This window comes from Bradyrhizobium denitrificans, assembly GCF_013179005.1.
Taxonomy (GTDB): Bacteria; Pseudomonadota; Alphaproteobacteria; order Rhizobiales; family Xanthobacteraceae; genus Bradyrhizobium; species Bradyrhizobium denitrificans.
In genome coordinates, this window is sequence record NZ_JABFDP010000001.1 from 412,606 (window position 1) to 434,621 (window position 22,016).

A 22,016-nucleotide genomic window follows, 5' to 3' on the forward strand; every position below is an offset into this window, starting at 1 on the left:
TTATGAGCTGCTGCTAACCCTCATCACCTGCTATTCCGTGGCATTTCGAATTAATGTCGGGTTTCTCTGTCGCGCTTTTGTCGTCGTTGCTGGTGCGGACCTCTTTCCAGCGGTATCCTAGTCAAGTTCGATCGGCTGATAGGCGCCGGTCTCGTCCAGGGCGGTGCCCCAGATCTTGTGCGAGGCCTGGTGTTCGGCGCGGCCGAAGCTGAGCTGAGTGCCGAGCCCGAGATCGATGTTGCGCATGGTCTNTGAGCTGAGTGCCGAGCCCGAGATCGATGTTGCGCATGGTCTCGAGCGTGTCGACGAGCTGCTCGGTGTCGAAGCTCGGGCCGGCGCGCTTCAATCCCTCGATCAGGATGTTCGCCGCGATGTAGCCTTCGAGCGAGGTGTAGTCGGCCGCCTCGCCGGGGGCGTATTTCGCAAGTGCGTTCTTGTAGTCCAGGACGAGGCTCGAATAGCCGCCGACGCTTGGCACGGTCTGGGAGACGATCACGCCGTCAGTGTAGCGCGGACCGAGCAGCATCAGCTCGCTCGCGAGCGCGGAGCCGCCGACAGCGGAAATGTTGGCGAAGATCGCGCCCGGAAACACGCCGCGGGCCTTCTCGATGAACTTGGCCGCGGCCCGCGTCGTCGCCAGCATGACCACGGCCTTGACCGGGGTCTTCAGCAGCCTCAGCTGATTGATGGCGTCGTCGACGTCCACGGTGTTGCGCGGATAGTTGACCCGCACGATCGCATTGTCGCTGGCGCCGAGGGTGCGGAACGCCTTGGCCACGCCGGAGAAGCCGGCATCGCCGAACGCATCGTTCTGTGCGAACACCACGATCTGGCGCGGATTGAGCTTGCGAATTTTCACCAGGTAATGGACCAGCGCGTCCGTCTCCTCGGCGTAGCTCGGCCTGTAGTTGAAGACGTAGCGGTCGGGCGGATCGTGGCGCACCACATTGGCGCCGGTGTAGGGCGCGAAGAACAGCACGCGCCGCTCCAGCGCGAAAGGAATCGCGACGGCGGCAGTGGCGGTGCCGAAATTGCCGATGAAGCCGAACACCTGCTCGCGGTCGTAGAGCTGCCTCATCGCGTCGAGCGTGCGCGACGGATCGTAGCCATCATCCGCGGTCACAAGCTTCAGCATACGGCCGTTGATGCCGCCGGCCTCGTTGACGCGGTTGAACGCCGTCTCGACGCCGAGCTTGAGCTGACGGCCGCTCTCCTTCACCGGGCCGCTGGTGGGGATGACCATGCCGAGCTTGATCTCGCTCTGACTGACGCCGCGCACATTGCCTGCCGGCGGCAGCAGTTGCGCCGGCGTGGTCGCGGCCTGCGCGCTTGCCGGTCCGATCGTCACGACGGGCAGGTTGGATCGCGCCTGCGCTGGCGCCGCAATCGACTGTTCGAGGTCGCCAAGCTGGCGGTCCGCGCCGCGGCAGTCGAGGCGGCCGCTGGTGACCAGGCCGCGGCCTTCGGCGACGTACTGATCGAGCAGGCGCGTCAGCTCGTCGCGATCGGCTTCGCTCGCCGCCGCTTCGCGGATGACAGTCTGGAATTTCTCGATGATCGACTGAATGCGCGGTCGCGCAATGTCGCGGCAGGCGAGCGCCGCGCCGATGACGGGGCCGACGCGGGTGCCGAGCTGGCGGACCAGCGCGACATTGTCGCCGGGCGCGGCAAAGGCGCTGCTCGCCATGAAGGTGGCGAGTGCAGCGACGGCCATGCGGGCATGAGCCAGCAGACGGCGTGCTCCCGCTTTCTGCGGTCGGACGTCGATCATAATCGCCTTGTCAGATATGTTTGAGTTCGGATCAGCTCAGTGAGCGCTGTTAGCGCGACCGCTCCATCTGGCCCGCCTTCTGGTTCCACTGCATGAACTGCTGCAGCATCGGCTTTTCGGGAGTGTCCGCGTCGGCCGTCGGTGCCGGAGCGTCCGCGGCGAGCAGGGACTTGAACTGCGTCAGGGCCGGGGCCTGGGCTTCGGTGCGCTCCGGCAGAGAGCTGGTCTGGTCGGCCTTGGCATCCTGCGCATCGGCGGCGACCGGCGGCAGCGACTTCATCGACTGCACGGCGGCAACGAAGGACGAGCTGGCATCGGATGGCTGGCGCCACACCGGCACGATGTTGACGAAGAACAGCGCGACGACAGCGGCGACACCGGTGGCGGCGGCGAAACGGCCGGCGATCTTGAACACGACCGAGCGGCGGTCGCGTTCACGCTCGATCTCTGGCGGCTCGCGCATCACCTGCGGATTCAGCGACTGGCGGAGGGATTCGAACACGGCAGTCTCCAGGCGAGCATCGAGGGGTCCTTGCTGTCCCGAAGCGGGACGCTCGGCCGCCTCCACTGCCTTGGCGTTGTCGCCGACGAGAGATAGACGCGCAGCTTCCGGGCGTTCACGCAGCCAACGCGGCGCGTAGTGCAGCGGGTCCTGCGGGTTCATCGGATTCTGTTCACTCAACGAACTCATACGCTACTCCTCTGACGCTCGATTCCGGTAAACTGATACGCTTCTGCCACGGTCGTATGAGAGCGAGTTCAAACGAAGAGCGGGAGCGTCCAGGCCACTTCAGTCCACAAGGAATCCCTGTTCAGAATCAGACGCTTCGCGTCGATCATCGATCGCACGCATGGTGTCCTTTCCTGCAAGGCGCCCTGGCACGTTGATCGTGCCTTCAGCACCTCTATCGATCCCATGCCCCGCCCCCTGACGAGTGTCAATTGATCGGACCCGCCTGCAGCCGCAGGATCGGAATTATATGTACGTTAAAGTTATCATCATGATGTGATTAAATTGAGGCATGATTAGTCTTGACGCAACCGCTCCATGATTCACGCCCTATTCGCGCCCAGATTGCGCCTTGATTCGATCATCATCGAACTATGTCAGGCAGCGCGCCGTCGATTTTTGAGCAGCTTAGCGTCGATTTAACCATCCGTTAACCATCTGGCGCCGACAGTTAACCAATCACTAAGAAGGGTTGGGTCGGATGGTCATGAGTGCCAGCGCTGAAACGGTACGTCCTTTAATTCGTCTGCGCGGGCGCTCCTATGTCGCCTTCGTGTTCTCGCCGGTGGTCCCGATCGCCGACTGGCTCGCTGAACTCGACGCGACGCTTGCGGGGTCGCCGGGCTTCTTCATCGGCAAGCCGATTGTGCTCGATCTCTCCGCCGTGGATCTGAGCCCGCTCGCCATCACGCATCTCATCAAGAGCATCGAATCGCGCAACATCCGTGTGCTCGGCCTCGAAGGCGTCGAGCAGGGCCGGCTCTCGCTCGGCATGCCGCCGCTGCTGTCGGGCGGCCGTCACTGCGCGGTGCAGGAAATCGAGCCGGAGAAGCCGTCGCTGCAGCAGCCGACCTCGCTGTTGCTCGATCAACCCGTGCGCTCCGGCCAGTCGATCGTGTTTCCCGACGGCGACGTCACCGTGCTCGGCGCGGTGTCGTCCGGCGCCGAGATCGTCGCCGGCGGCTCCATCCACGTCTACGGCGCGCTGCGCGGCCGCGCGATGGCCGGCATCAACGGCAATGCCGCCGCGCGCATCTACTGCCAGAAGATCGAGGCCGAGCTGGTCGCGATCGATGGCTACTACCAGACCGCAGAGCAGATCGATGCCGCATTGCGCGGCCGCGCCGCGCAGGCGCGGCTCGAAGGTCATTCCATGAAGATCGTAGCTTTGAACTGAGTAACGGGAGGTTTGAGAGATGGCGAAAGTACTTGTTGTGACGTCCGGCAAGGGTGGCGTCGGCAAGACCACCACGACGGCAGCCATGGGCGCGGCGCTGGCGCAGGCCGGCGAGAAGGTGGTCGTGGTCGATTTCGACGTCGGCCTGCGCAATCTCGATCTCGTCATGGGCGCGGAGCGGCGCGTCGTGTTCGATCTCATCAACGTCGTGCACGGCGTCGCCAAGCTGCCGCAGGCCCTGATCCGCGACAAGCGGCTGGAAAATCTCTGGCTGCTGCCGGCCTCGCAGACCAAGGACAAGGATGCGCTGACCGAGGAGGGCGTCGGTCGCGTGATCGCCGAATTGCGCAAGAGCTTCGACTGGGTGATCTGCGACAGCCCCGCCGGCATCGAGCGTGGCGCCATGCTGGCGATGCGCTATGCCGACGAGGCGATCATCGTCACCAATCCCGAAGTTTCATCGGTGCGCGATTCCGACCGCATCATCGGCATGCTGGATTCCAAGACGGTGCGCGCCGAAACCGGCGAGCGCGTCGAGAAGCACATCCTGATCACGCGCTATGATGCGGGACGCGCCGCGCGTGGCGAGATGCTGTCGATCGATGACGTGCTGGAGATCCTGGCGACGCCGTTGCTCGGCATCGTGCCGGAGAGCCAGGACGTGCTGCGCGCCTCCAATGTCGGCTGCCCGGTCACGCTCAACAGCCCGGCCAGCGCGCCGGCGCGCGCCTATCACGACGCGATGCGCCGCCTGCTCGGCGAGGCCGTCGAGATGCAGATCCCGAGCGAGCGCAAGGGCCTGATGAATCTGCTGCTGGGACGGAGGGCTGCATGAGCGTGCTGCGGCTCTTTACGGGGCGTGCAGCCTCTGCGCCTGTCGCGCGCGAGCGGCTGCAGATCCTGCTCGCGCATGAGCGCAGCCTGCGTGGCCAGCCCGATCTGCTGATGCAGCTGCGCGAGGAAATCCTCGCGGTGGTTTCGCGCCATGTGCTACTCGATCCGGACAAGGTCATCGTCCGCATGGACCGGGGGAAGCATGTCTCGACGCTCGAGGTCGACATCGAACTGCCCAATGGCGCCGATCGCGCCTTTGCCAGCGCTGGCTGACGCATGGGACAGCGCGTGCTGATGCGGCCGATCTTCCGCATCGCGGACAATCGCGTGACGGTCAGTCCCGATGCCGCGGGTCCCTGGGATCCGACCATGCAGCACGGGTCGGCGCCGTCGGCGCTGGCGGTGTGGGCGGCGGAACGCATCCCGACGAAGTCGCCGATGCGCATCGCCCGCGTCACCATCGACCTGATGCGGCCGGTGCCGCTCGCCGAGCTCACGGTCGAGACCGAGGTGCTGCGCGAGGGCCGCAAGATCCAGCTCTGCGCCGTCCGCCTGCGCGCCGGCGACACGGTCGTGGTCACGGCGACCGTGCTGAAGATCAGGCAGGACGCGGTGCCGCTGCCGGATGACGTCCGCGAGCTGCCGGTTGATCTGCCCGGTCCTGACGCAGCCACGCCGGAGCCCGCCGATTTCTCCACCAGCCCGTTCGTGCGCGGCATGACGCTCCGGGCCGCGCGTGGCCGTTTCGGCGTCAAGGGGCCGGGCGCGATCTGGTATCGCGTCGACTGGCCGCTGGTCGAAGGTCACGCCGTCTCGCAGGCGATGCGCGCCGTGGTCGCCAGCGACTTCTGCAACGGCACGTCAGCCGCGCTCGACTTCCACAGCTACACGTTCCTCAATGCCGACCTGACCGTCAACATGGCCCGCGAGCCGGTCGGCGAGTGGATCCTGCTCGATGCCGAAAGCTGGATCGGCCCGGACGGCGCCGGGCTGGCGATGGCGCGGCTGGGCGACGCCAGGGGCTATTTCGGGCGCGTGGTGCAGAGCCTGGTGATCGAGAAGCGGTGAGGACGTCGTCGCCATGGCCGGGCTTGTCCCGGCCATCCACGTCGTTCGGCACCCTCGGAAAGACGTGAATGCCCGGGACAAGCCCGGGCATGAAGAGTAACTCCTTGGCAGGCGTTCGTGTCGCGACTGTCCCATTTCGTCAAATGCGATCACCTTGCCGCAAGCGGGGAGAGGCGAAGGACGCCGCCTACGCCGCCCGCACCGTGTTCAAGAATCGTCCCACTTCCAGCTTCAGCCGGTTGCTGTCCTGCGACAGCGACTGCGCGGCCGACAGCACCTGCGAGGAGGCCGAGCCGGTCTCGCTGGCGCCGCGCTGCACGTCGGTGATGTTGGACGACACCTCATGCGTGCCCTGCGCGGCCTGCTGGATGTTGCGCGAGATTTCCTGCGTCGCGGCACCCTGTTCTTCGACCGCCGCAGCGATGGTGGACGAGATCTCGGACAGCCGCTCGATCGTGCCGCTGATCTCCTTGATCGCGCCGACGGACTCCTGCGTCGCACTCTGGATGCCCGCGATCTGCTGGCCGATCTCGCCAGTTGCCCGCGCGGTCTGCTCCGCCAGGGCCTTGACCTCGGAGGCGACCACCGCGAAGCCGCGCCCGGCCTCGCCGGCCCGCGCAGCCTCGATGGTGGCGTTCAGCGCCAGCAGATTGGTCTGACCGGCGATGGTGTTGATCAGTTCGACGACGTCGCCGATGCGCGCGGCCGCCTTCGACAGCTCGCTGACCCGATCATTGGTCTTGCGGGCCTGATCGACGGCCTCGTTGGCCATGCGTGCGGACTCCTGCACCTGCCGGCTGATCTCGGTCACCGACGAGCTCAGCTCCTCCGTCGCCGATGCCACCGACTGCACGTTGGCGGTCGCCTGCTCCGAGGCCGCGGCCACAGTCGTGGTGCGCTGCTGCGTGCGCTCGGCGGTCGATGTCAGCGTCGAGGCCGACGCTTCCAGTTCGGTCGAGGCAGAGGAGACGGTCTCGATGATCTGTCCGATCGCGCCTTCGAAGCTGTTGGCGAGATCGTGCATGTCGCGCTTGCGCCGCTCGGCCGCCAGCCTCTCGGCCTCGGCCTGCTCGGCGCGCAGCCGCTCGGTCTCGACGGCGTTGTCCTTGAAGACGAGCACGGTGCTCGCCATCTTACCGATCTCGTCCTTGCGCTCGACGCCGGGAATGGGAGCCGACATGTCGCCGCCAGCAAGCTTGCGCATCGCCTCCGTCATCGCCGTGATCGGGCGCGCCACGCCGGACACGATCATGGTGCCCATGGCGATGCAGAGCATGGCGGCCAGCGCGATCGTCGCCAGGATCCATATGCGCGAGGAGACGTAAACGGCCGCGCCCCGGTCCGCTTCAGCCTTGCCCTGGGCGACGTTCCACGCCAGGTCCTTTTCGAGGGCGCTGCGCAGGTGGGTGAAGTCGTCTCGCAGCTTGCCCATATAGAGCGTCGTTGCGGCCTCGGTCTGGTTCTTGCGCGCCATGTCGACCAATTGCCTGCTGCTCTCGAGATAGGAGTTCCACGGTCCCTTGAACCCCGCCACGAGGGCCTTCTCTTCTGCGCTCGTCACCGTCGGCTCATACAGGCGCCAGGTCTGCTCGAACAACTGCAGGCTTTCATTGAGCAACCGCTCCTGCCGATCCTTGACCGCCGGCGATGCAAGCAGCAGCGCGCCCTCGCGCGCGCGATATTGCTCCACCGCCTTGGAGATCGTTCCGAGCCAGCCGGTCGCCGGCAGCCAATTGTCGCGGACCTCGGCGGCCGAACCGTTGACGGTCGACAGACGATCGATCGAGAAGCCGCCGAGGCCCATGGCCGTGAGCAGCACAATGCCGAACGCCAACAGGACCTTGTTGCGAATGGAGAGGTTGGAAAAGGACGGCATCTGCGACTCCAGCTTGATAGTCCGGGAGGATTCGTTCGGGGAGGGCCCGGGGGACGGCACGCGCGGCTGGCGTGAGGGATGCTCGTCGTTGAGGCATCATGTGGGGCTTGCTGTGATTAGTGGTCGAAGAGTTAAACTTTGCCCTAAAGTTAGGCAGGCAATCGCGACCGTAGAACTACGGCGTGGAACCGAAGCTGCTACAAGGTGGAGGCGACCGAAGATGAGATCGAAGGGATCATCGAAGGCCGAACCAGGCAACGCATCTGCCGCCGAATTGATCGACGCGCGCATCGCCGAGCTCGCGGACTGGCGCGGCGCAACGCTGGCGCGGGTGCGCAAGCTGATCAAGCAGGCCGTCCCGGAGATCATCGAGGAGTGGAAGTGGCGCGGCGTTCCCGTGTGGTCGCACGCCGGCATCATCTGCACCGGCGAGAGCTATAAGACTTATATCAAGCTGACCTTCGCCAAGGGCGCGTCGCTGCCCGACCCCGCGGGATTGTTCAACGCCAGCCTCGAGGGCAACACCCGGCGTGCGATCGACATCCACGAGACCGATGAGCTCGACGCCGCCGCGTTCAAGTCGCTGATCCGCGCCGCGGTGGCGCTGAACATGGCGAAGCGGAAGAGGTAGGCGCGTCGACCTGATCGATGCAGTCATGGTGGGCCATCAGCAACCCCGTCATTGCGAGCGCAGCGCGCTGCGCTCGCAATGACGTGCGTGCACCCTCGCATCCCGCCAACGTGGCGCAACCGACACGATTTGGAGCTCCTTCCATGGCGAAGCGTTACGGCGGCTCTGAGACGACAGTGTGAGTTGCAAGCCACCGCCTTCTCCGCGTCTTTGCGAGCGCAGCGAAGTAATCCGGGGCCAAGCCCGACGTCTTTCCGGAGAGCCTTGGATCGCGTCGTCGCTTTGCTCCTCGCGATGACGGCAGAGTAAAGCTGACGGCGAGCCTTTCAAACGGTCGATTGCGCACCGACGCCACGGGTTGGCTCCTCGTAGTTGATTTGTGCAGGAAAACAAGGTACAGAGCGCTACCCCAATCTCAACGCAGGAGGCGACGATGTCCAGACTCTCTCGCTTCCCGGGCTCGCCGCGCGATCATTGACGCAGGCACCGGGATGATTGTCCCGGTTACGATTTGACACTTTCGTATCGCATCGAAATGCCCGCGGCCCTCGTGGTCTGCGCTTGAACCGTCGTGTCATGACATCTCATCTGTTGCTGACTCCCCGCCGGGAGCCGGTGCGTTCCGACCTGCGTGAACGCCGGCTGCGGCGCTATTCGTCTCGTTTTCAATTCCGCGTCGTCGCGCTGGCGCAGAGCCATCCGCATCTCGCCGACCTCGCGCTGAGCTTCCCGGCGCTGCTGTTCGCGCTGGCGGTGCCGCGCACGCAGTTCGATCCGAAGCCGGCGATTGCTTGCGTGATCGCGGGACGTCCGCTCGCCGAGGCGGCCGCTGCGGCCGGCCTGCCACTCTGGCTGCGCAAGCTGCCGCCGGAAGCGTTCGTCTGTCCGATCGATCCGCTGCCCGATGGCGAGCTGTTCCGGCGGCAGATCGGCAACCATCTGCCGCGCTCGCCGAAGCTGATGCCGGGATGGTTGCAACTCGTCGCCGGGATGGCGGCGCTGGCGCATGAGCCGGCGGCAGTGTGGATGGCCCGTGAGCATCTTCGTGCGCCGCAGGCCGCGACGCTCGCGCGCATCAATTTGCTCGGCCTCTGGATCTGGTTTTGCAGCCAGCCGACCACGACGGGCCACGGCTTTGTCGAACGGCCATGGTCCCCTGATATGAGACTCGGTGCGGCCGTCGCGGCCGCCCGCGCCTGGCTGGAGTTCGCGGTGCTGCACCTGAATCTCGGTCAGCGGCCGATCCGCGACATGTGGCTCCATCCCGGCCGTGTTGGCGACTATGAGTTTCGGCCGATCAACGGCGTCTCCGATATCAATGAGGAGGGGACCGTCATGCGCAACTGTGTCCGGCTCTATGGCGAGGACATTGCCCTCAACCGGTCGCGGCTGTGGAGCGTCCGGCGCGGCGGCGAACGCGTCGCGACGCTGGAGGTCGCCATCCGTTATGGCGATCCGCTGTTGAACATCGTCCAGCTCGAGGCGCCGGGCAACACGGCCGTCTCGCGCGAGCTGTGGTGGGTGGCGCGGCGTTGGCTGCACCTGCACGATCTGCCGCGAATCGAGACCAGCGAGCTCCGCCGGAAGCAGGCGCCGCTCGACGCCGCCACGTGGCGCGGCTTGTGGCGGCCCTATTGGCTCGCCAAGCGCCGCATTCCCAAATGGCTGCCGCTGGCACCGTCCCGGTTTGCACTGGAGGCGTTGTGAGATGGCGGGGGCCGTGTGACGTCGCGCTTTGCTCTACAGATCGAGTTCATATTGAGGTGTCAGCGATGCCCCAGAACACCTGTCAGTCATGTCCCCGGGCTGAACGCAAGCGAAGCAATCCAGGGCGACATGCTGGGCTCTGGATTGCTTCGGCGCAAGGGCGCCTCGTAATGACGAGGAGGCGAGAGCGTCACCCCACCATCCGCCCGCGTCCTTCCCAATAGCGTGCGCGCAGCACCTTCTTGTCGACCTTGCCGACGCCGGTCACCGGCAGCTCGGCCACGAACTCGATGCGCTTCGGCGCATGGGCCGAGCCCTTGCGCGCCTTCACCAGCTCGATCAGCTCGGTCGCGTTCGGCTGCGTGCCGGCGCGCGGCACCACGATCGCGGTGACGGCCTCGCCCCATTTGTCGTCGGGCACGCCGACCACGGCGCACATCGCGACATCGCTGTGCTGGGTGAGCACATCCTCGATCTCACGCGGAAAGATGTTGAAGCCGCCGGAGACGATCATGTCCTTCTTGCGATCGAGGATGTACATGTAGCCGCGCTCGTCGCGGCGGGCGATGTCGCCGGTGTGCAGCCAGCCGTTTTTCAAGGTCTCGGCGGTGATGTCCGGCCGCTTCCAATATTCCGCCATGACATGCGGCGCGCGCACGCAGATTTCGCCGGCCTCGCCTTGCGCGACCTCCTGATCATCGTCGTTCAGAATCTTGACATCGCAGGCGGCGATCGGGAAGCCGCAGGACAGGAACAGCTCCGGCTGCTTCGGATCATGATCGGCCTTGCGCAGCACCGAGACCGGATAGCATTCGGTCTGGCCGTAGAGCTGCGAGAACACCGGGCCGATGCGCTCGATGCCCTCGACGAGCCGCGTCGGCGACATCGCCGAGGCGCCGTAGAGCACGAGGTCGAGCGAGGAGAGATCGGTCCGGCTCAGCGCCGGATGGTCGAGCAGCACGTAGATCATGGTCGGCACGAACAAAGTGAAGTTGATGCGCTCGCGTTCGATCGTGGTCAACACCGCCTCCGGGTCGAACCCCTTCAGCATGTGCACGGTGCCGCCGCGCATCAGCGTCGGCAGCACCTTGGTGCCCGCGACATGGCTGATCGGCGCCACCGCCAGATAGCTGGCGCGTTCCGGTATCTCGAAATCGGCCAGGATTGCAGTGGCGAAGCCGCCATATTCGCGGTGATGGCGCAGCGCGCCTTTGGACTTGCCGGTGGTGCCGCCGGTGTAGTTCAGCGTCGCGACATCCGTGGGTGTGGCGAAGTTGCGCGCGCTGGCCTGACCCGCGGCCTCGATCGCCGACAGCAGGTCGGCGCCATAGCCTGCCGGTCCGAGCGTGAAGACGTGGCGGAGGCCGTCGGCGCGCGAGGCGAGCTCGCCGCCGCGGTCGCGGAAGGCGGCGGCGTCGACCACCAGGACCTGCGATTCGGAATCGGCGAGCTGGAACAGCTGATCGTCCAACGACCCCAGCGGGTGCAGCCAGGTGATCGCGAGCCGCGACAGCTGCGCCGCGATGCCGGCGCACCATGTGTCGGCGCGGTTGGCGGTGAGGAACGCGACGCATGTTCCCGGCTGCAGGCCGAGCCGCATGAACACGCTTTGCATGCGCCCGATCAGGTCGATCGCGCCCTGATAGGACAGCGAGCCGCCGGGCCAGCTGAAGGCAATGCGCGACGGATGGCGCGACAATGTGAGCAGCGTCTGCTCGCAAACGACCGGAAACGAATGAAGCTGATGGTGCATGGCCTGTCCTCCCGTGATGCCGCGATCCTTGTTGCGTCGCATGGCTTGTTGCTGACGCTAGCAGAAAGGCGCGCGTTCTCAAGCTGCGCCTGGTTCTGCTCGGAACATCGCCGCGCGCGCCGCGTTGCCCGGCCGAACAACAGGGAGCCAAGGCCATGCGCACCTCGACAGCTTTTTTCGCAGGGGCCGGAACGGTCGCCATCGCCGTCGCAGCGGGCCTCGGGGCAGGGCTCGTGATCGCCGAGGGAATGAATCCGAAGGCGCCGGCGCTGGAATCGACCAGGCTCGAACGCGCCGCGCCCGCGGCGCCATCGCCAAGCCCGACCGCGACCTCCTATCTCGCTGCGACGCAAGCGGCGGCGACGGCGCCGATCAAGGTGACGCCTGCGCAGGCGGAGCCCGTGCCGGAGCCGTCCGCAGCGCCGGCGTCCGCGCCTGCTGTCGCCGCCCAGAACGCCGCGACCGAGAATGCACCGGCCCAGGCGCAGGAGAAGACGGCTGAGAAGGCGCCGGACCCGGATCTCAAGGCGCGCGAGGCTGAGCGCAAGCGCGCTGCGGAGCAGCGCCGCGCCGAGCGGCACCGCCAGGTCGCGGAGCGCCGTCGCCAGCGCCGCGAGCAGGATCTGCGCGCCGTCGAACAGGCGGTGCGCGAGGATTCGATGCCGCGCGCTTATGCTGCGCAACCCGTCGACATGGACGCCCCGCGCTTCCGCCTGTTCGGCGACGATTGATCCTGCACGCCGGCGTCGCTATGCCCTGAGCCAAGCAAAGACGACCAGGGAGACACGCCGTGCAACAGAGTCCCATCGCCGAGCTGCGCGCGCGGCTGCGCCTGCCGCTGATTGCCGCACCGATGTTCCTCGTGTCCGGCGTGGCGCTGGTGAGTGCGGCTTGCGTCCATGGCGTGATCGGCGCGTTCCCGACCGTGAACTGCCGCACGCCTGAGGAGCTCGACGGCTGGCTGCGCGAGATCGAGAGCCGGACCTCACGCAGCTCAGATGCCAGTGGCGTCGCGGCGGCGCCGGTCTGCCCGAACCTGATCGTGCATCGGTCCAACATGCGGCTGCAGGACGATCTGGCGGTGCTGCTGCGGCACCGTCCGGAGCTCGTGATCACCTCGGTCGGCTCGCCGGCGCCGGTGATCGCGCCGTTGCACGATGCCGGCGCGCTGGTGTTGGCCGATGTCGCCTCGCTCCGGCACGCGGAACGCGCCGTCGAAGCGGGCGCCGATGGTCTCGTGCTGCTGACGGCCGGCGCCGGTGGCCAGACCGGCTGGCTCAATCCGTTTGCCTTTGTGCGCGCCGTCCGGCGCTTCTTCGCGGGTCCCATCGTGCTCGCCGGCGGCATCAGCGACGGCGTGGCGCTGCGTGCAGCCGAGATGCTCGGCTGCGATCTCGCTTACATGGGCACCAAGTTCATCGCCACGCATGAGAGCATGGCGGACGCGCGCTACAAAGCGATGTTGGTCGAGAGCTCGGCCGATGACGTGCTGCTGACCTCCGCCGTCACCGGCCTGCCGACCAGCATGCTTCGTCCTTCGCTGCTCGCCGCCGGGCTCGACCCGGACAATCTGCCGGCGCGTGGCGCGATCGAGATCGGCAACGACATCGATATCGACGCGCGCGCGGCGCGGCCAAAGCGCTGGCGCGACGTCTGGAGCGCGGGCCATTCGACCTCGGGTGTCACCGATATTCTGTCAGTTGCGGCGCTGATCGATCGCACGACTGATGAGTATCATGGCGGCAAACAGGTATTTTGATAGGGAAAATGCGCTCTTTGTCTTTAAGCAGGCATTAACCATCCGGTCCGACAATCGCTCAAGGTCGAACGTGGCGAATGTGCGATGGGCATCGAGATGGGGCAGGGCAAAGAGCGTGCGACGCTCGAGGAGATCAGGATCCGCGTCGGACATGCGCTGCAGCGACATCCGCTGTGCCGCAACGTCCAGTTCGACATCATGAGCGTGCCGCGGACGGCGCGCGGCGGGAACTGGACCATCAGTCTGCATTCCGTCGAACCGGCCGCCTTGTGGGAGGCCTCCGACATCATCGCCGACATCCAGGCTGCCTACGATTTGCATGCGCAGGAGCTGTATTCGGCGGCCTGACAAAAATATCCGCCATGTTCACAGGGCTGAGTGGTGGTCGATCTGTTTCTGTGGCATGGTAAAGCCTTAATTAACTCCCAGTTTTCGGCAAAGTGCGGCGTTTCCGCCGGGATACGGAGATTTGCGTGACGAAGTCGATCGCTTTTGTCGCTTTGCTGGGTGTGCTGGTCGCAACTGCGGCCATGGCAAGTATCCTGATGCGCGACAGCGTTCCATCGGCCGGTGCGATGATGCCGGTCGTCATCGCCAAGAGCCCGGTGTCCAACCGCGAAGCCAAGGCGGACCGTCTCGCCGTGGTCAAGCTCACGGTGGCCGAGGAACCGCAGCCGAGTGCGCCGAAGGCGGATGTGCTGCGGCAGGCCTTTGCCTATGCGCCGGCTGAAGCCGAGATGCCGAAGACCTCGGCTGCTGCGGCCGTCGCCGAGCCGGCGGCGCCGAAAGCCAAGATCGTTGCCAAGCCCGCTGAGCCCGCGCCCGCCGCGCTGAAGCCCGAGGTGCAGAAGGCCTATTCGCTGCTATCGGATACCCAGATCGCCGGCATCAAGGAACGGCTGCGGCTGTCGGCGAGCCAGGAATATTACTGGCCGGCGGTGGAGACCGCGCTGCGCGCGGTCGCGCGCAAGATCCACACCGCGCGCCAGGGCGCCGCCAAGCCGGGTGCCGTGGCGATCGATCCTGATTCCGACGAGGTTCAGCAGCTGAAATCGGCGGCGATGCCGCTGCTGTGGCAGCTGCGCGACGACCAGAAGGACGAAGTGCGGCGTCTCGCGCGCACCATCGGCCTCGACAAGGTCGCCGCCGCGATCTGATCGGAGCGCGTTTCGATCATCCTCGGGCCGCGCGTTTGCACGTGACCGGCTCGAATCAGTTCTGAAATGAATGAGGCCGCGCAATGCGCGGCCTTTGTTTTTGGAACTGGCGTTGTTCTTTGGGAACTGGCGTTCTCGATCAGCGCGCCGGCGGATTGGCCTCGGGATGGCCGCCGCTTTCGGGGCCGGCGCCGGTCGGCGACGAAGCGGGCGACGTCCGCAGATCGGGACCCGGCCGGGCCGGCTGGGTCATCGTCGGCGCCTGCGGCGGGGTGATCGCGGCGCCGGCGCCCACCGTGGTGCCGCGGTCGGTGTTGGTCGGGGCGGTCGGCACCGGCGTCGGCTTGTCGCCACCGGCAAAGCGCGTGGCGCCGCCGCTCTGGTAGCCTGCCACCAGCAGGCCAGCCACGACGACAGCGAGCACGAACAGGCCGCCGAGCTCCGGCAACGCGCCGGAGGGCGCGATGCCGCGGCCGCGGCCGTCGCCCTCGAGCGCGACCGCCGCAATCTCGCGGTTGTGACGTGAGCGCAAAAACGCCAGGAATGCGCCGGCCGCGACAACGATCGCGGCGGCCAGGGTGAAGAAGGTCAACCAAGTAATGGGCTGATCGGACGGCATGTCGAACATCCTTTGCGTGAGGGCCGCGCGACGTGCAGTCGCGTCAGGCCTGCATGACAATCTCTGTTCGAAGCAATCGCCAGCGCAGCCGAAGGTTTCCCGGCGCCGCCAAAATTCGTCGTCAGCGTCCTTCGCCGGCGGCCCATAGTGCGTCCAGCCCGGCCCGATAGGTCGGGTAGGTGAACACCAGGCCGAGCTCCTGCTTGGCGCGGATGTTCCGGATGCGCCGATTGCTGGCGTAGAAGCTCCGCGCCATCGGCGACAATTCGGCGCTGTCGAACGCGAGCTCCGGCGGCGGCGCGACACCCATCAGTTTTGCGGCGTAGGCGATGACGTCCTGCGGCGGCGCCGGCTCGTCGTCGACGATGTTCCAGGCACCGCCTTTCCCGCACCGGACCGCTGCCATGACCGCGGCCGCCGCGTCATCGACATGGATGCGGTTGAACACCTGGCCCGGCTTGACGATGCGGCGGGCGCGGCCGGCGCGCAGCTCGACCAGCGCGTTGCGGCCAGGGCCGTAGATGCCGCCGAGCCGGAGCACCGTGAGCCGGTCACCGATCCGCGCCTGCCACTCCTGCTCCACGCGCACCCGCGCCTGCACCCGGTCATGCTCGGGCGCCAGCGGCGTCGCCTCGTCGATCCAGGCGCCCTGATGGTCGCCATAGACGCCGACGGTGGAGAGATAGATCACCCGGCGCGCGCGGCCCGTGGTGATCGCGTCACCAAAGGCCGTGAGCGCCGGATCGTCGCCGGAGCCCGGCGGCACCGAGATCAGCACGATGTCGGCCTGCGCCGCCTTGGCCAGGGTCGCATCCGCCGGCCGCGTGCCGTCGAACAGGTAAATGTCGTCAGCCGCGAGCAGCGCGCGCTTCTCCGCGCTGCGTACGGTGCCGGTGATGCGCGAGAAGCCGCTGCCGTGCAGATCGACGACGCGTTGGGCGGTGTAGCCGAAGCCGATGACGAACAGGTTCATGCGTCTTGATCGCGTGGTGGAAGCGCCCGGATTGGCGAGCTCCGAATTACCCGGCCAGGGTCGGTCGGCGCAAATCAAATGACGCGGGCCCGCCAGGCCGCGCCTTCTGCAGGCGTGGCGGTGCTGACCTGCCGCCCTTGTTATGGCTCCCGTCATGGTCCATGTCGTATGATCGGGCGACAGGAGATGGACTGCCACGATGAATTTCCATTCGATCTACCGGCATGGCTTCGCCCGCGTCGCCGCTTGCGTCACCGCCAGCAGCGTCGCCAACCCCGCCGCCAATGCCGCCGCGATTCTGGCTGCGGCGCGCGCCTGCCATGACCAGGGCGCCGCGGTCGCGGTCTTCCCCGAGCTCTGCCTGTCCGGCTATGCCATCGACGATCTGGTCAAGCAGGACCCGCTGCTCGATGCCGTCCAGCGCGGCCTGCTCACTCTGGTCGAAGCCTCGCACGATTTGACCCCGGTCTTGATCGTCGGCGCGCCGCTGCGCTTTTCCCATCGCGTCTACAATTGCGCCGTGGTGATTCATCGCGGCGAGGTGCTCGGCGTCGTCCCGAAGATCTATCTGCCGACCTATCGCGAATTCTACGAAGGCCGGCACTTCGCCTCCGGCGCCGGCATCCGCGGCGAGATGATCGAGGTCGCCGAGACCATGGCGCCGTTCGGCACCGACCTGTTGTTCGCCGCTGCCGATGTCGCCGGCCTCGTGATCGGCGTCGAGGTCTGCGAGGACATGTGGATCCCGGTGACGCCGGCCTCCGAGCTCGCGCTCGCCGGTGCCACCGTGCTCGCCAATCTCTCCGGCAGTCCGATCACCGTCGGTCGCGCCGAGTCGCGCTCGCTGTTGTGCCGCTCGACCTCGGCGCGCTGTCTCGCCGCCTACATCTACGCGGCCGCCGGCGTCGGCGAATCCACCACCGATCTCGCCTGGGACGGCCAGACATCCATCTTCGAAAACGGCGTGCTGCTGGCCGAGAGCGAGCGCTTCCGCCAGACCGGCCAGACCATCTTCGCCGATGTCGATCTCGATCTGCTGCGCCAGGAGCGCGCGCTGATGGGCACGTTCGACGACAATGCGCGCGCGCAGACGCGCGGCGAGCATTATCGCCGCATCGGCTTCGAGCTGCAGCCGACAAAGGACGACATCGGCTTCATGCGCAGCATCGAGCGCTTCCCGTTCGTGCCGAGCGATGCCGCGCGTCTCGATCAGGACTGCTACGAGGCCTACAACATCCAGGTCGCCGGCCTGACGCAGCGGCTGCGCGCCACCGGCACCAAGCGCATCGTGATCGGCGTCTCCGGCGGCCTCGATTCGACGCATGCGCTGATCGTTGCCGCCAAGGCGATGGATCTGCTCGGCCTGCCCAGAACCAACATCCTCGCTTATACGATGCCGGGCTTTGCCACCGGCGCTCAGAGCAAGAGCTACGCGCATGCGCTGATGAAGGCGCTTGAGGTCAGCGCCGCCGAACTCGATATCCGCCCCGCCGCGACGCAGATGCTGAAGGACATCGGTCATCCGTTCGGGCGCGGCGAGGCCGTTTACGACGTCACCTTCGAGAACGTGCAGGCGGGCCTGCGCACCGATTATCTGTTCCGGCTCGCCAATGATCGCGGCGGCCTCGTGCTCGGCACCGGCGATCTGTCCGAGCTCGCGCTGGGCTGGTGCACCTATGGCGTCGGCGATCAGATGTCGCACTACAACGTCAATGCCGGGGTGCCGAAGACCCTGATCCAGCATCTGATCCGCTGGGTGATCGCCTCGCATCAGTTCTCGGACGATGTCGACCGCACGCTCGAGGCGGTGCTGGCAGCGGAGATCTCGCCGGAGCTGGTGCCGGTGAAGGAGGGCGAGACGCCGCAGAGCACGCAGGCCGCGATCGGCCCCTATGAGCTGCAGGATTTCAACCTGTTCTACACGCTGCGCTACGGCATGCGGCCGTCGAAGATCGCGTTCATGGCGCATCACGCCTGGAAGGATGTCGGCGACGGCGCCTGGCCGCCCGGCTTTCCGGCCGACAAGCGTCATGCCTACGCGCTCGGCGAGATCCGCAAATGGCTGGAAGTGTTCCTCAAGCGCTTTTTCGCCTTCAGCCAGTTCAAGCGGTCGGCGATGCCGAATGGCCCGAAGGTCGTGGCCGGTGGCTCGCTGTCGCCGCGCGGCGACTGGCGAGCGCCGTCCGACGGCAACGCCACGGCGTGGCTGGAGGATCTGGAGAGCGTGCCGAAGTGATTGGAGTCGCGCGGACGTCGCCCGCGGCTCGCTCGCTCTTCACCTCGCCCTGCCGCGAGCGGGGCGAGGGAGCGTATCGACGTCGTAGCGAGGGCCTGAGGCACATTTGGAGCGTTGGCCCATTGATCCTGAAGCTCTGGAGATAGGCCGAGCATGCTCAGCCAGGCGCCATCTTGCCCTGCTGTGCAGCTTGCCATATCGGGTGAAGACCCCGCGTTCTGCTTTCGCCACCCTTTTCCGAACGGAGCCAACCATGAGTGTCACCGCCGCCGGCATTTCTTCGATGGCGACCAGGCAGATCCTCGCCGAGCTCGCGGCCGCCTATGAGGAGGCGACCGGCGACATGATCACGATCGAATCCGTCGGCGGCGTCGATGCCGCCAAGCGCATTCGCGCCGGCGAGGCGTTCGACTTCGCGGTGCTCGCCTCGGACGCGCTGCAGAAGCTCGAGGCCGACGGCCATCTCGTGCCCGGCAGCATCATCGAGATCGCGGAATCGCCGATGGCGATGGCGGTGCGCGCAGGTCAGCCGAAGCCGGATCCGCTCGACGAAGCCGCGGTGCGCAAGGCCATGGAGAGCGCCAAGGCGATCGGCATCTCCACCGGGCCGAGCGGCACCCATGTGCAGAAGCTCGCCCGCGATTGGGGTCTGGAGAGCGAGGGCGCCTCGCGCCTGGTGCAGGCCAAGCCGGGCATTCCCGTCGCCAAGCTGTTGGCGGATGGCGAGGTCGATGTCGGCTTTCAGCAGCTCAGCGAGATGCTGGGCGCCCCCGGCATCGAGATCGTCGGCCTGCTGCCGGAATCGCTGCAGCCGGGCACAGTGTTTGCCGCGGCGCTCTGCAAGGCGGCGGCGCATCCCGACGCGGCGCGGGCCTTCATCGAATATCTGGTGTCCGAGGAAACGGCCGAGACCAAGCGCCAGCACGGGATGACCCCGGTGTGAGGCGAGCGAAGCCGGCTTGGCACACTGACGAAGCCGATGCGTCGTTGTCAGGCGCGCATCGCCGTCGGCTCCAGGCAATCGAGAGGTAATCGAGCCGCTGGTGATCTCGTTAGGACGAGCGGCGCTGGCCGCCGGTCTCATGCTCGGCGGCGTCGCGGGCCAGCCGCTCGGACCGGAGCCGCTCGCGATTGTCTTGGAAGGCCTTTTGCTGGGCGGCGTATTCCGTGGGTTTCGGTTCGACAGGCTTGAACACCTTGTTGGCTTCGAGCACGGCCTTGGTTGTTGGTTTGCGTTTGAGCATCTGATCGTCCTGTGTGTGGTTTGGATGCGGTAGACCCACCTGATCGTGGGCGGTGATCACCGGAATTGTGTCGCATCGGACGGCATCGCGTGGGCAAGCCAACCCGGCCGTTCGCGCCTGATACCGTCAGGACTCGTACAGTCCGAGCCTCATACAGTCCGAGCCTCACGTGGTACAAAGCCTGTTACAGTCCGACGGGGGCTGATCTGAGGCACCACGCCTCTCAGAGTGATGCGTTCATTGACTGCGGCCTGCTGCCAAACTGCGGCAGCGAAACCGAAGCCGTCGTGAAGCCGGCGTCCACGAAGCCGAGGTCCACGAGACTGCGGTCCGTGAAACCCGCCATGGAACTCCGCATGCCGATTTCGGTCAGAAGCACGTCTGCACATTCGGCAGCACGTCGATCGCCTGATCTGCACCCCGAACCGACCTGACCTCGTGTCCCGCGTCCTGAAGCTGGCGCTCAGTATCCATGAGAATGAGCGGCTCGTCTACTGCTCTCGGTTCGCTGCCGCGCGGTCTCCTGCGCGCCAGGACGGCGTCGGATCTGCTGGGGCCGGATCAAGTGTCTGATTTGCAAGTATCCTAGGCTCCAGACGTTCCCGGTCCGCTCGAATGTTTCCCCGCGCAGTTTCCGACATCATCATTACCGGCCGGGCGGCGGGCGCAACTCGGCGACAGGTGCTGACCACCGTGTTGCGTCCCTATGAAAGTGGGATGCGCGGCCCGGACGTTCATCTCGGGGACCACGCGATCAGCAGCATGGCGCTGATCTTTCATGAGCTGGCCACCAATGCCAGCAAGTACGGCGCGCTGAGCGCCGAGTCGGGACGGGTCGAGCTCAGCTGGTCTCTCGACGGCGAGGACCTGAGCATCACCTGGAACGAGATCGGGGGCCCCGCCGTCTCGGAGCCTGCAAGCGAGGGCTTTGGCAGCTCCCTCGTTCGCTCGACAGTGAGCCGGCACAATGGGCACGTGACTTGGCGGTGGCTGCCGGACGGCATGATCGTTTCGATCGCCGTCGCGGCTGCGACTCTCCTGCAGTGATGCGTCAGACCTGGTGTTCGCCGACGATCCGAGCGGTCGCAGGTCGCGTTTGAACGATCGCCGCCGCAGCGCGTCGGGTCGCCATGCGGGCGAAAAAGTCCGGTCGCGCATGTCGTCCCGCTGCTGTCCTCTGCGTCTTCATTCCATGGAGTGACATGGAGCGACCGATGAGCGCATTGCATGATCGCTGGGTGATCGTGGCGGCTGGAGGCCTTCTGGGCTGTGTTGCAATCGGAGGCATGTTCTCGCTGCCGGTGTTCCTCAAGCCGATTGCCCTGGACACCGGGTGGTCGGTGGCCGGGCTGTCCAGCGCCATGACGATTGGCTTCCTGGCCATGGCGGTCACGAGCATCGGATGGGGAACCCTCTGCGACCGCGTTGGACCGCGTCCGGTGGTGCTGATCGGCTCGATCCTGTTGGCAGCCAGCCTCGCGCTCGCCAGCCTGGCATCGTCGCTGCTGATGTTCCAGCTGCTGTTCGGGCTGCTGGTTGGCGGCGCCACGGCGGCGATCTTCGCGCCTGTGATGGCGACCGTGACCGGCTGGTTCGACACCCATCGCAGCCTCGCCGTCTCGCTGGTCTCGGCCGGCATGGGCGTGGCGCCGATGACCATGTCGCCGCTCGCGGCCTGGCTGGTCTCGCATTGGGATTGGCGCACCTCCATGCAATGCATCGCCGCCGTCGTCGCAGCCATCATGATTCCCGTGTCGCTGCTGGTGCGCCGCCCGCCCGAGGTCGAGCGCGACACAGCCGCGGCGCCGCAGCACGGCCCAGGGCTCCCTGAGATGACGCGGCCCACCGCACTGCGATCGCCGCAATTCACCATCCTGCTCGCCACCAACTTCTTCTGCTGCGCGACGCATTCGGGCCCGATCATTCACACCGTGAGCTACGCGGTGAGCTGCGGAATCCCGCTGATGGCCGCGGTGACGATCTACAGCGTCGAGGGGCTGGCGGGGCTGTTCGGTCGGATCGCTTTCGGCCTGCTCGGCGATCGGTTCGGGGCCAAGCGCATTCTCGTCCTCGGCCTGCTGGCGCAAGCCTTCGGTGCGCTTGCCTACGTCTTTGCGCAGGATCTCGCGGCATTCTATGCGGTCGCGGCCGTATTCGGCTTCATCTATGCCGGCACGATGCCGCTCTATGCCGCGATCGCGCGGGAGAATTTTCCGCAGGCGATGATGGGCACGGTCATGGGCGGGATCGCGATGGCCGGCAGCCTGGGCATGGCGACCGGACCGCTGGCCGGCGGCCTGATCTATGACAGCTTCGCCAGCTACACATGGCTCTATGTCGGCTCCTGGCTGATGGGGCTCGGGGCGGTCCTGATCATGACGATGTTCAAGCCGTTTGCCAGGACGAGGCCGCAGGCGCCTCCGATGCCGGCGCGAGCGTCGGCATGAGACATGCGCAGCGCGTCTCGAACTCACAACAACG

21 protein-coding genes and 1 pseudogene are annotated in these 22,016 nt (G+C 66.3%); 14 read left to right on the forward strand and 8 right to left on the reverse strand.

The window, feature by feature from the left end:
- Positions 1–117 precede the first annotated feature (117 nt).
- Positions 118–1,771: pseudogene (locus HL671_RS01745) on the reverse strand (ABC transporter substrate-binding protein).
- Between the two features lie 49 nt (positions 1,772–1,820).
- Entirely contained in the window at positions 1,821–2,462 is a 642-nt protein-coding gene (locus tag HL671_RS38165) for a hypothetical protein (RefSeq protein WP_246579434.1), read from the reverse strand.
- A gap of 526 nt (positions 2,463–2,988) precedes the next feature.
- Here HL671_RS38165 and minC point away from each other — a divergent pair.
- From minC to HL671_RS01770, 4 genes are read left to right on the forward strand one after another with little or no spacing between them, the layout of a single operon-like run.
- Positions 2,989–3,678, forward strand: a complete 690-nt coding sequence (gene minC, locus HL671_RS01755; protein ID WP_371260183.1) for a septum site-determining protein MinC — start codon at positions 2,989–2,991, stop codon at positions 3,676–3,678.
- Positions 3,679–3,697: 19 nt separating this feature from the next.
- Positions 3,698–4,513 carry a septum site-determining protein MinD gene (minD, locus tag HL671_RS01760; protein ID WP_012041270.1) on the forward strand — a complete coding sequence of 272 codons (816 nt, stop codon included), beginning with the start codon at positions 3,698–3,700 and terminating at the stop codon, positions 4,511–4,513.
- Positions 4,510–4,785: a cell division topological specificity factor MinE gene (gene minE / locus HL671_RS01765; RefSeq protein ID WP_009029981.1), complete on the forward strand. Its 276-nt coding sequence runs from the start codon at positions 4,510–4,512 to the stop codon at positions 4,783–4,785. Before minD ends, minE begins: the two co-directional genes overlap by 4 nt.
- 3 nt (positions 4,786–4,788) lie before the next feature.
- The gene (locus HL671_RS01770; RefSeq protein ID WP_172235409.1) at positions 4,789–5,580 is read left to right on the forward strand and encodes a thioesterase family protein; all 792 of its coding nucleotides are present in this window, start codon (positions 4,789–4,791) and stop codon (positions 5,578–5,580) included.
- Positions 5,581–5,767: 187 nt separating this feature from the next.
- On the opposite strand, the gene HL671_RS01775 is transcribed toward HL671_RS01770, so the two are convergent.
- On the reverse strand, positions 5,768–7,456 hold the full coding sequence (locus tag HL671_RS01775) for a methyl-accepting chemotaxis protein (RefSeq protein WP_172235410.1): 1,689 nt from the start codon (positions 7,454–7,456) through the stop codon (positions 5,768–5,770).
- Positions 7,457–7,676: 220 nt separating this feature from the next.
- Here HL671_RS01775 and HL671_RS01780 point away from each other — a divergent pair, with 220 nt between their 5' ends.
- Positions 7,677–8,087 (forward strand): DUF1801 domain-containing protein, encoded by a 411-nt coding sequence (locus HL671_RS01780; RefSeq protein ID WP_041750326.1) that lies wholly within the window; start codon positions 7,677–7,679, stop codon positions 8,085–8,087.
- 615 nt (positions 8,088–8,702) lie between these two features.
- Positions 8,703–9,794 (forward strand): PcfJ domain-containing protein, encoded by a 1,092-nt coding sequence (locus HL671_RS01785; RefSeq protein ID WP_012041274.1) that lies wholly within the window; start codon positions 8,703–8,705, stop codon positions 9,792–9,794.
- Between the two features lie 190 nt (positions 9,795–9,984).
- Here the strand turns inward: HL671_RS01785 and HL671_RS01790 are convergent, their stop codons facing one another.
- Complete coding sequence (locus HL671_RS01790) at positions 9,985–11,547, reverse strand: AMP-binding protein (protein ID WP_172235457.1); 1,563 nt, start codon at positions 11,545–11,547, stop codon at positions 9,985–9,987.
- 155 nt (positions 11,548–11,702) lie between these two features.
- Here HL671_RS01790 and HL671_RS01795 point away from each other — a divergent pair, with 155 nt between their 5' ends.
- The 4 genes from HL671_RS01795 to HL671_RS01810 all read left to right on the forward strand — a co-directional run bounded on the left by HL671_RS01795 (position 11,703) and on the right by HL671_RS01810 (position 14,463).
- Complete coding sequence (locus tag HL671_RS01795) at positions 11,703–12,278, forward strand: hypothetical protein (RefSeq protein WP_172235411.1); 576 nt, start codon at positions 11,703–11,705, stop codon at positions 12,276–12,278.
- A 59-nt stretch (positions 12,279–12,337) separates the two neighbouring features.
- Positions 12,338–13,306 (forward strand): NAD(P)H-dependent flavin oxidoreductase, encoded by a 969-nt coding sequence (locus tag HL671_RS01800; RefSeq protein WP_172235412.1) that lies wholly within the window; start codon positions 12,338–12,340, stop codon positions 13,304–13,306.
- A gap of 84 nt (positions 13,307–13,390) precedes the next feature.
- Positions 13,391–13,654, forward strand: a complete 264-nt coding sequence (locus HL671_RS01805) for a hypothetical protein (RefSeq protein WP_012041278.1) — start codon at positions 13,391–13,393, stop codon at positions 13,652–13,654.
- Between the two features lie 182 nt (positions 13,655–13,836).
- Positions 13,837–14,463: a hypothetical protein gene (locus tag HL671_RS01810; protein ID WP_172235458.1), complete on the forward strand. Its 627-nt coding sequence runs from the start codon at positions 13,837–13,839 to the stop codon at positions 14,461–14,463.
- 139 nt (positions 14,464–14,602) lie between these two features.
- Here the strand turns inward: HL671_RS01810 and HL671_RS01815 are convergent, their stop codons facing one another.
- Positions 14,603–15,082: a hypothetical protein gene (locus HL671_RS01815; RefSeq protein ID WP_012041280.1), complete on the reverse strand. Its 480-nt coding sequence runs from the start codon at positions 15,080–15,082 to the stop codon at positions 14,603–14,605.
- A 121-nt stretch (positions 15,083–15,203) separates the two neighbouring features.
- On the reverse strand, positions 15,204–16,055 hold the full coding sequence (locus HL671_RS01820) for an NAD-dependent epimerase/dehydratase family protein (protein WP_172235413.1): 852 nt from the start codon (positions 16,053–16,055) through the stop codon (positions 15,204–15,206).
- 199 nt (positions 16,056–16,254) lie between these two features.
- Between HL671_RS01820 and HL671_RS01825 the strand changes: the two genes are divergently transcribed.
- Together HL671_RS01825 and HL671_RS01830 are read left to right on the forward strand one after the other, a co-directional pair.
- Positions 16,255–18,291 carry an NAD(+) synthase gene (locus tag HL671_RS01825; RefSeq protein WP_172235414.1) on the forward strand — a complete coding sequence of 679 codons (2,037 nt, stop codon included), beginning with the start codon at positions 16,255–16,257 and terminating at the stop codon, positions 18,289–18,291.
- A gap of 253 nt (positions 18,292–18,544) precedes the next feature.
- Entirely contained in the window at positions 18,545–19,234 is a 690-nt protein-coding gene (locus tag HL671_RS01830; RefSeq protein WP_172235415.1) for a substrate-binding domain-containing protein, read from the forward strand.
- A 109-nt stretch (positions 19,235–19,343) separates the two neighbouring features.
- On the opposite strand, the gene HL671_RS01835 is transcribed toward HL671_RS01830, so the two are convergent.
- Together HL671_RS01835 and HL671_RS37940 are read right to left on the reverse strand one after the other, a co-directional pair.
- Complete coding sequence (locus HL671_RS01835) at positions 19,344–19,535, reverse strand: hypothetical protein (protein ID WP_172235416.1); 192 nt, start codon at positions 19,533–19,535, stop codon at positions 19,344–19,346.
- Between the two features lie 223 nt (positions 19,536–19,758).
- Complete coding sequence (locus HL671_RS37940; protein ID WP_210263709.1) at positions 19,759–19,914, reverse strand: hypothetical protein; 156 nt, start codon at positions 19,912–19,914, stop codon at positions 19,759–19,761.
- 302 nt (positions 19,915–20,216) lie between these two features.
- On the opposite strand from HL671_RS37940, the gene HL671_RS01840 reads away from it, so the two are divergent.
- Together HL671_RS01840 and HL671_RS01845 are read left to right on the forward strand one after the other, a co-directional pair.
- On the forward strand, positions 20,217–20,582 hold the full coding sequence (locus tag HL671_RS01840; protein WP_049795296.1) for an ATP-binding protein: 366 nt from the start codon (positions 20,217–20,219) through the stop codon (positions 20,580–20,582).
- A 167-nt stretch (positions 20,583–20,749) separates the two neighbouring features.
- Entirely contained in the window at positions 20,750–21,982 is a 1,233-nt protein-coding gene (locus HL671_RS01845) for an MFS transporter (protein ID WP_012041286.1), read from the forward strand.
- Positions 21,983–22,016: the final 34 nt, after the last annotated feature.

Excerpts from the sequence above, each read along its gene's own strand:
- minD (WP_012041270.1), top strand. The coding sequence starts at position 3,698 with ATGGCGAAAGTACTTGTTGTGACGTCCGGCAAGGGTGGCGTCGGCAAG.
- HL671_RS01780 (WP_041750326.1), top strand. The coding sequence starts at position 7,677 with ATGAGATCGAAGGGATCATCGAAGGCCGAACCAGGCAACGCATCTGCC.
- minC (WP_371260183.1), top strand. The coding sequence starts at position 2,989 with ATGAGTGCCAGCGCTGAAACGGTACGTCCTTTAATTCGTCTGCGCGGG.
- HL671_RS01775 (WP_172235410.1), bottom strand. The coding sequence starts at position 7,456 with ATGCCGTCCTTTTCCAACCTCTCCATTCGCAACAAGGTCCTGTTGGCG.
- HL671_RS01835 (WP_172235416.1), bottom strand. The coding sequence starts at position 19,535 with ATGCTCAAACGCAAACCAACAACCAAGGCCGTGCTCGAAGCCAACAAG.
- HL671_RS38165 (WP_246579434.1), bottom strand. The coding sequence starts at position 2,462 with ATGAGTTCGTTGAGTGAACAGAATCCGATGAACCCGCAGGACCCGCTG.
- HL671_RS01805 (WP_012041278.1), top strand. The coding sequence starts at position 13,391 with ATGGGCATCGAGATGGGGCAGGGCAAAGAGCGTGCGACGCTCGAGGAG.
- HL671_RS01790 (WP_172235457.1), bottom strand. The coding sequence starts at position 11,547 with ATGCACCATCAGCTTCATTCGTTTCCGGTCGTTTGCGAGCAGACGCTG.
- HL671_RS01830 (WP_172235415.1), top strand. The coding sequence starts at position 18,545 with ATGAGTGTCACCGCCGCCGGCATTTCTTCGATGGCGACCAGGCAGATC.
- HL671_RS01810 (WP_172235458.1), top strand. The coding sequence starts at position 13,837 with ATGGCAAGTATCCTGATGCGCGACAGCGTTCCATCGGCCGGTGCGATG.
- minE (WP_009029981.1), top strand. The coding sequence starts at position 4,510 with ATGAGCGTGCTGCGGCTCTTTACGGGGCGTGCAGCCTCTGCGCCTGTC.
- HL671_RS01815 (WP_012041280.1), bottom strand. The coding sequence starts at position 15,082 with ATGCCGTCCGATCAGCCCATTACTTGGTTGACCTTCTTCACCCTGGCC.
- HL671_RS01795 (WP_172235411.1), top strand. The coding sequence starts at position 11,703 with ATGCGCACCTCGACAGCTTTTTTCGCAGGGGCCGGAACGGTCGCCATC.
- HL671_RS01770 (WP_172235409.1), top strand. The coding sequence starts at position 4,789 with ATGGGACAGCGCGTGCTGATGCGGCCGATCTTCCGCATCGCGGACAAT.
- HL671_RS01825 (WP_172235414.1), top strand. The coding sequence starts at position 16,255 with ATGAATTTCCATTCGATCTACCGGCATGGCTTCGCCCGCGTCGCCGCT.
- HL671_RS01845 (WP_012041286.1), top strand. The coding sequence starts at position 20,750 with ATGAGCGCATTGCATGATCGCTGGGTGATCGTGGCGGCTGGAGGCCTT.
- HL671_RS01820 (WP_172235413.1), bottom strand. The coding sequence starts at position 16,055 with ATGAACCTGTTCGTCATCGGCTTCGGCTACACCGCCCAACGCGTCGTC.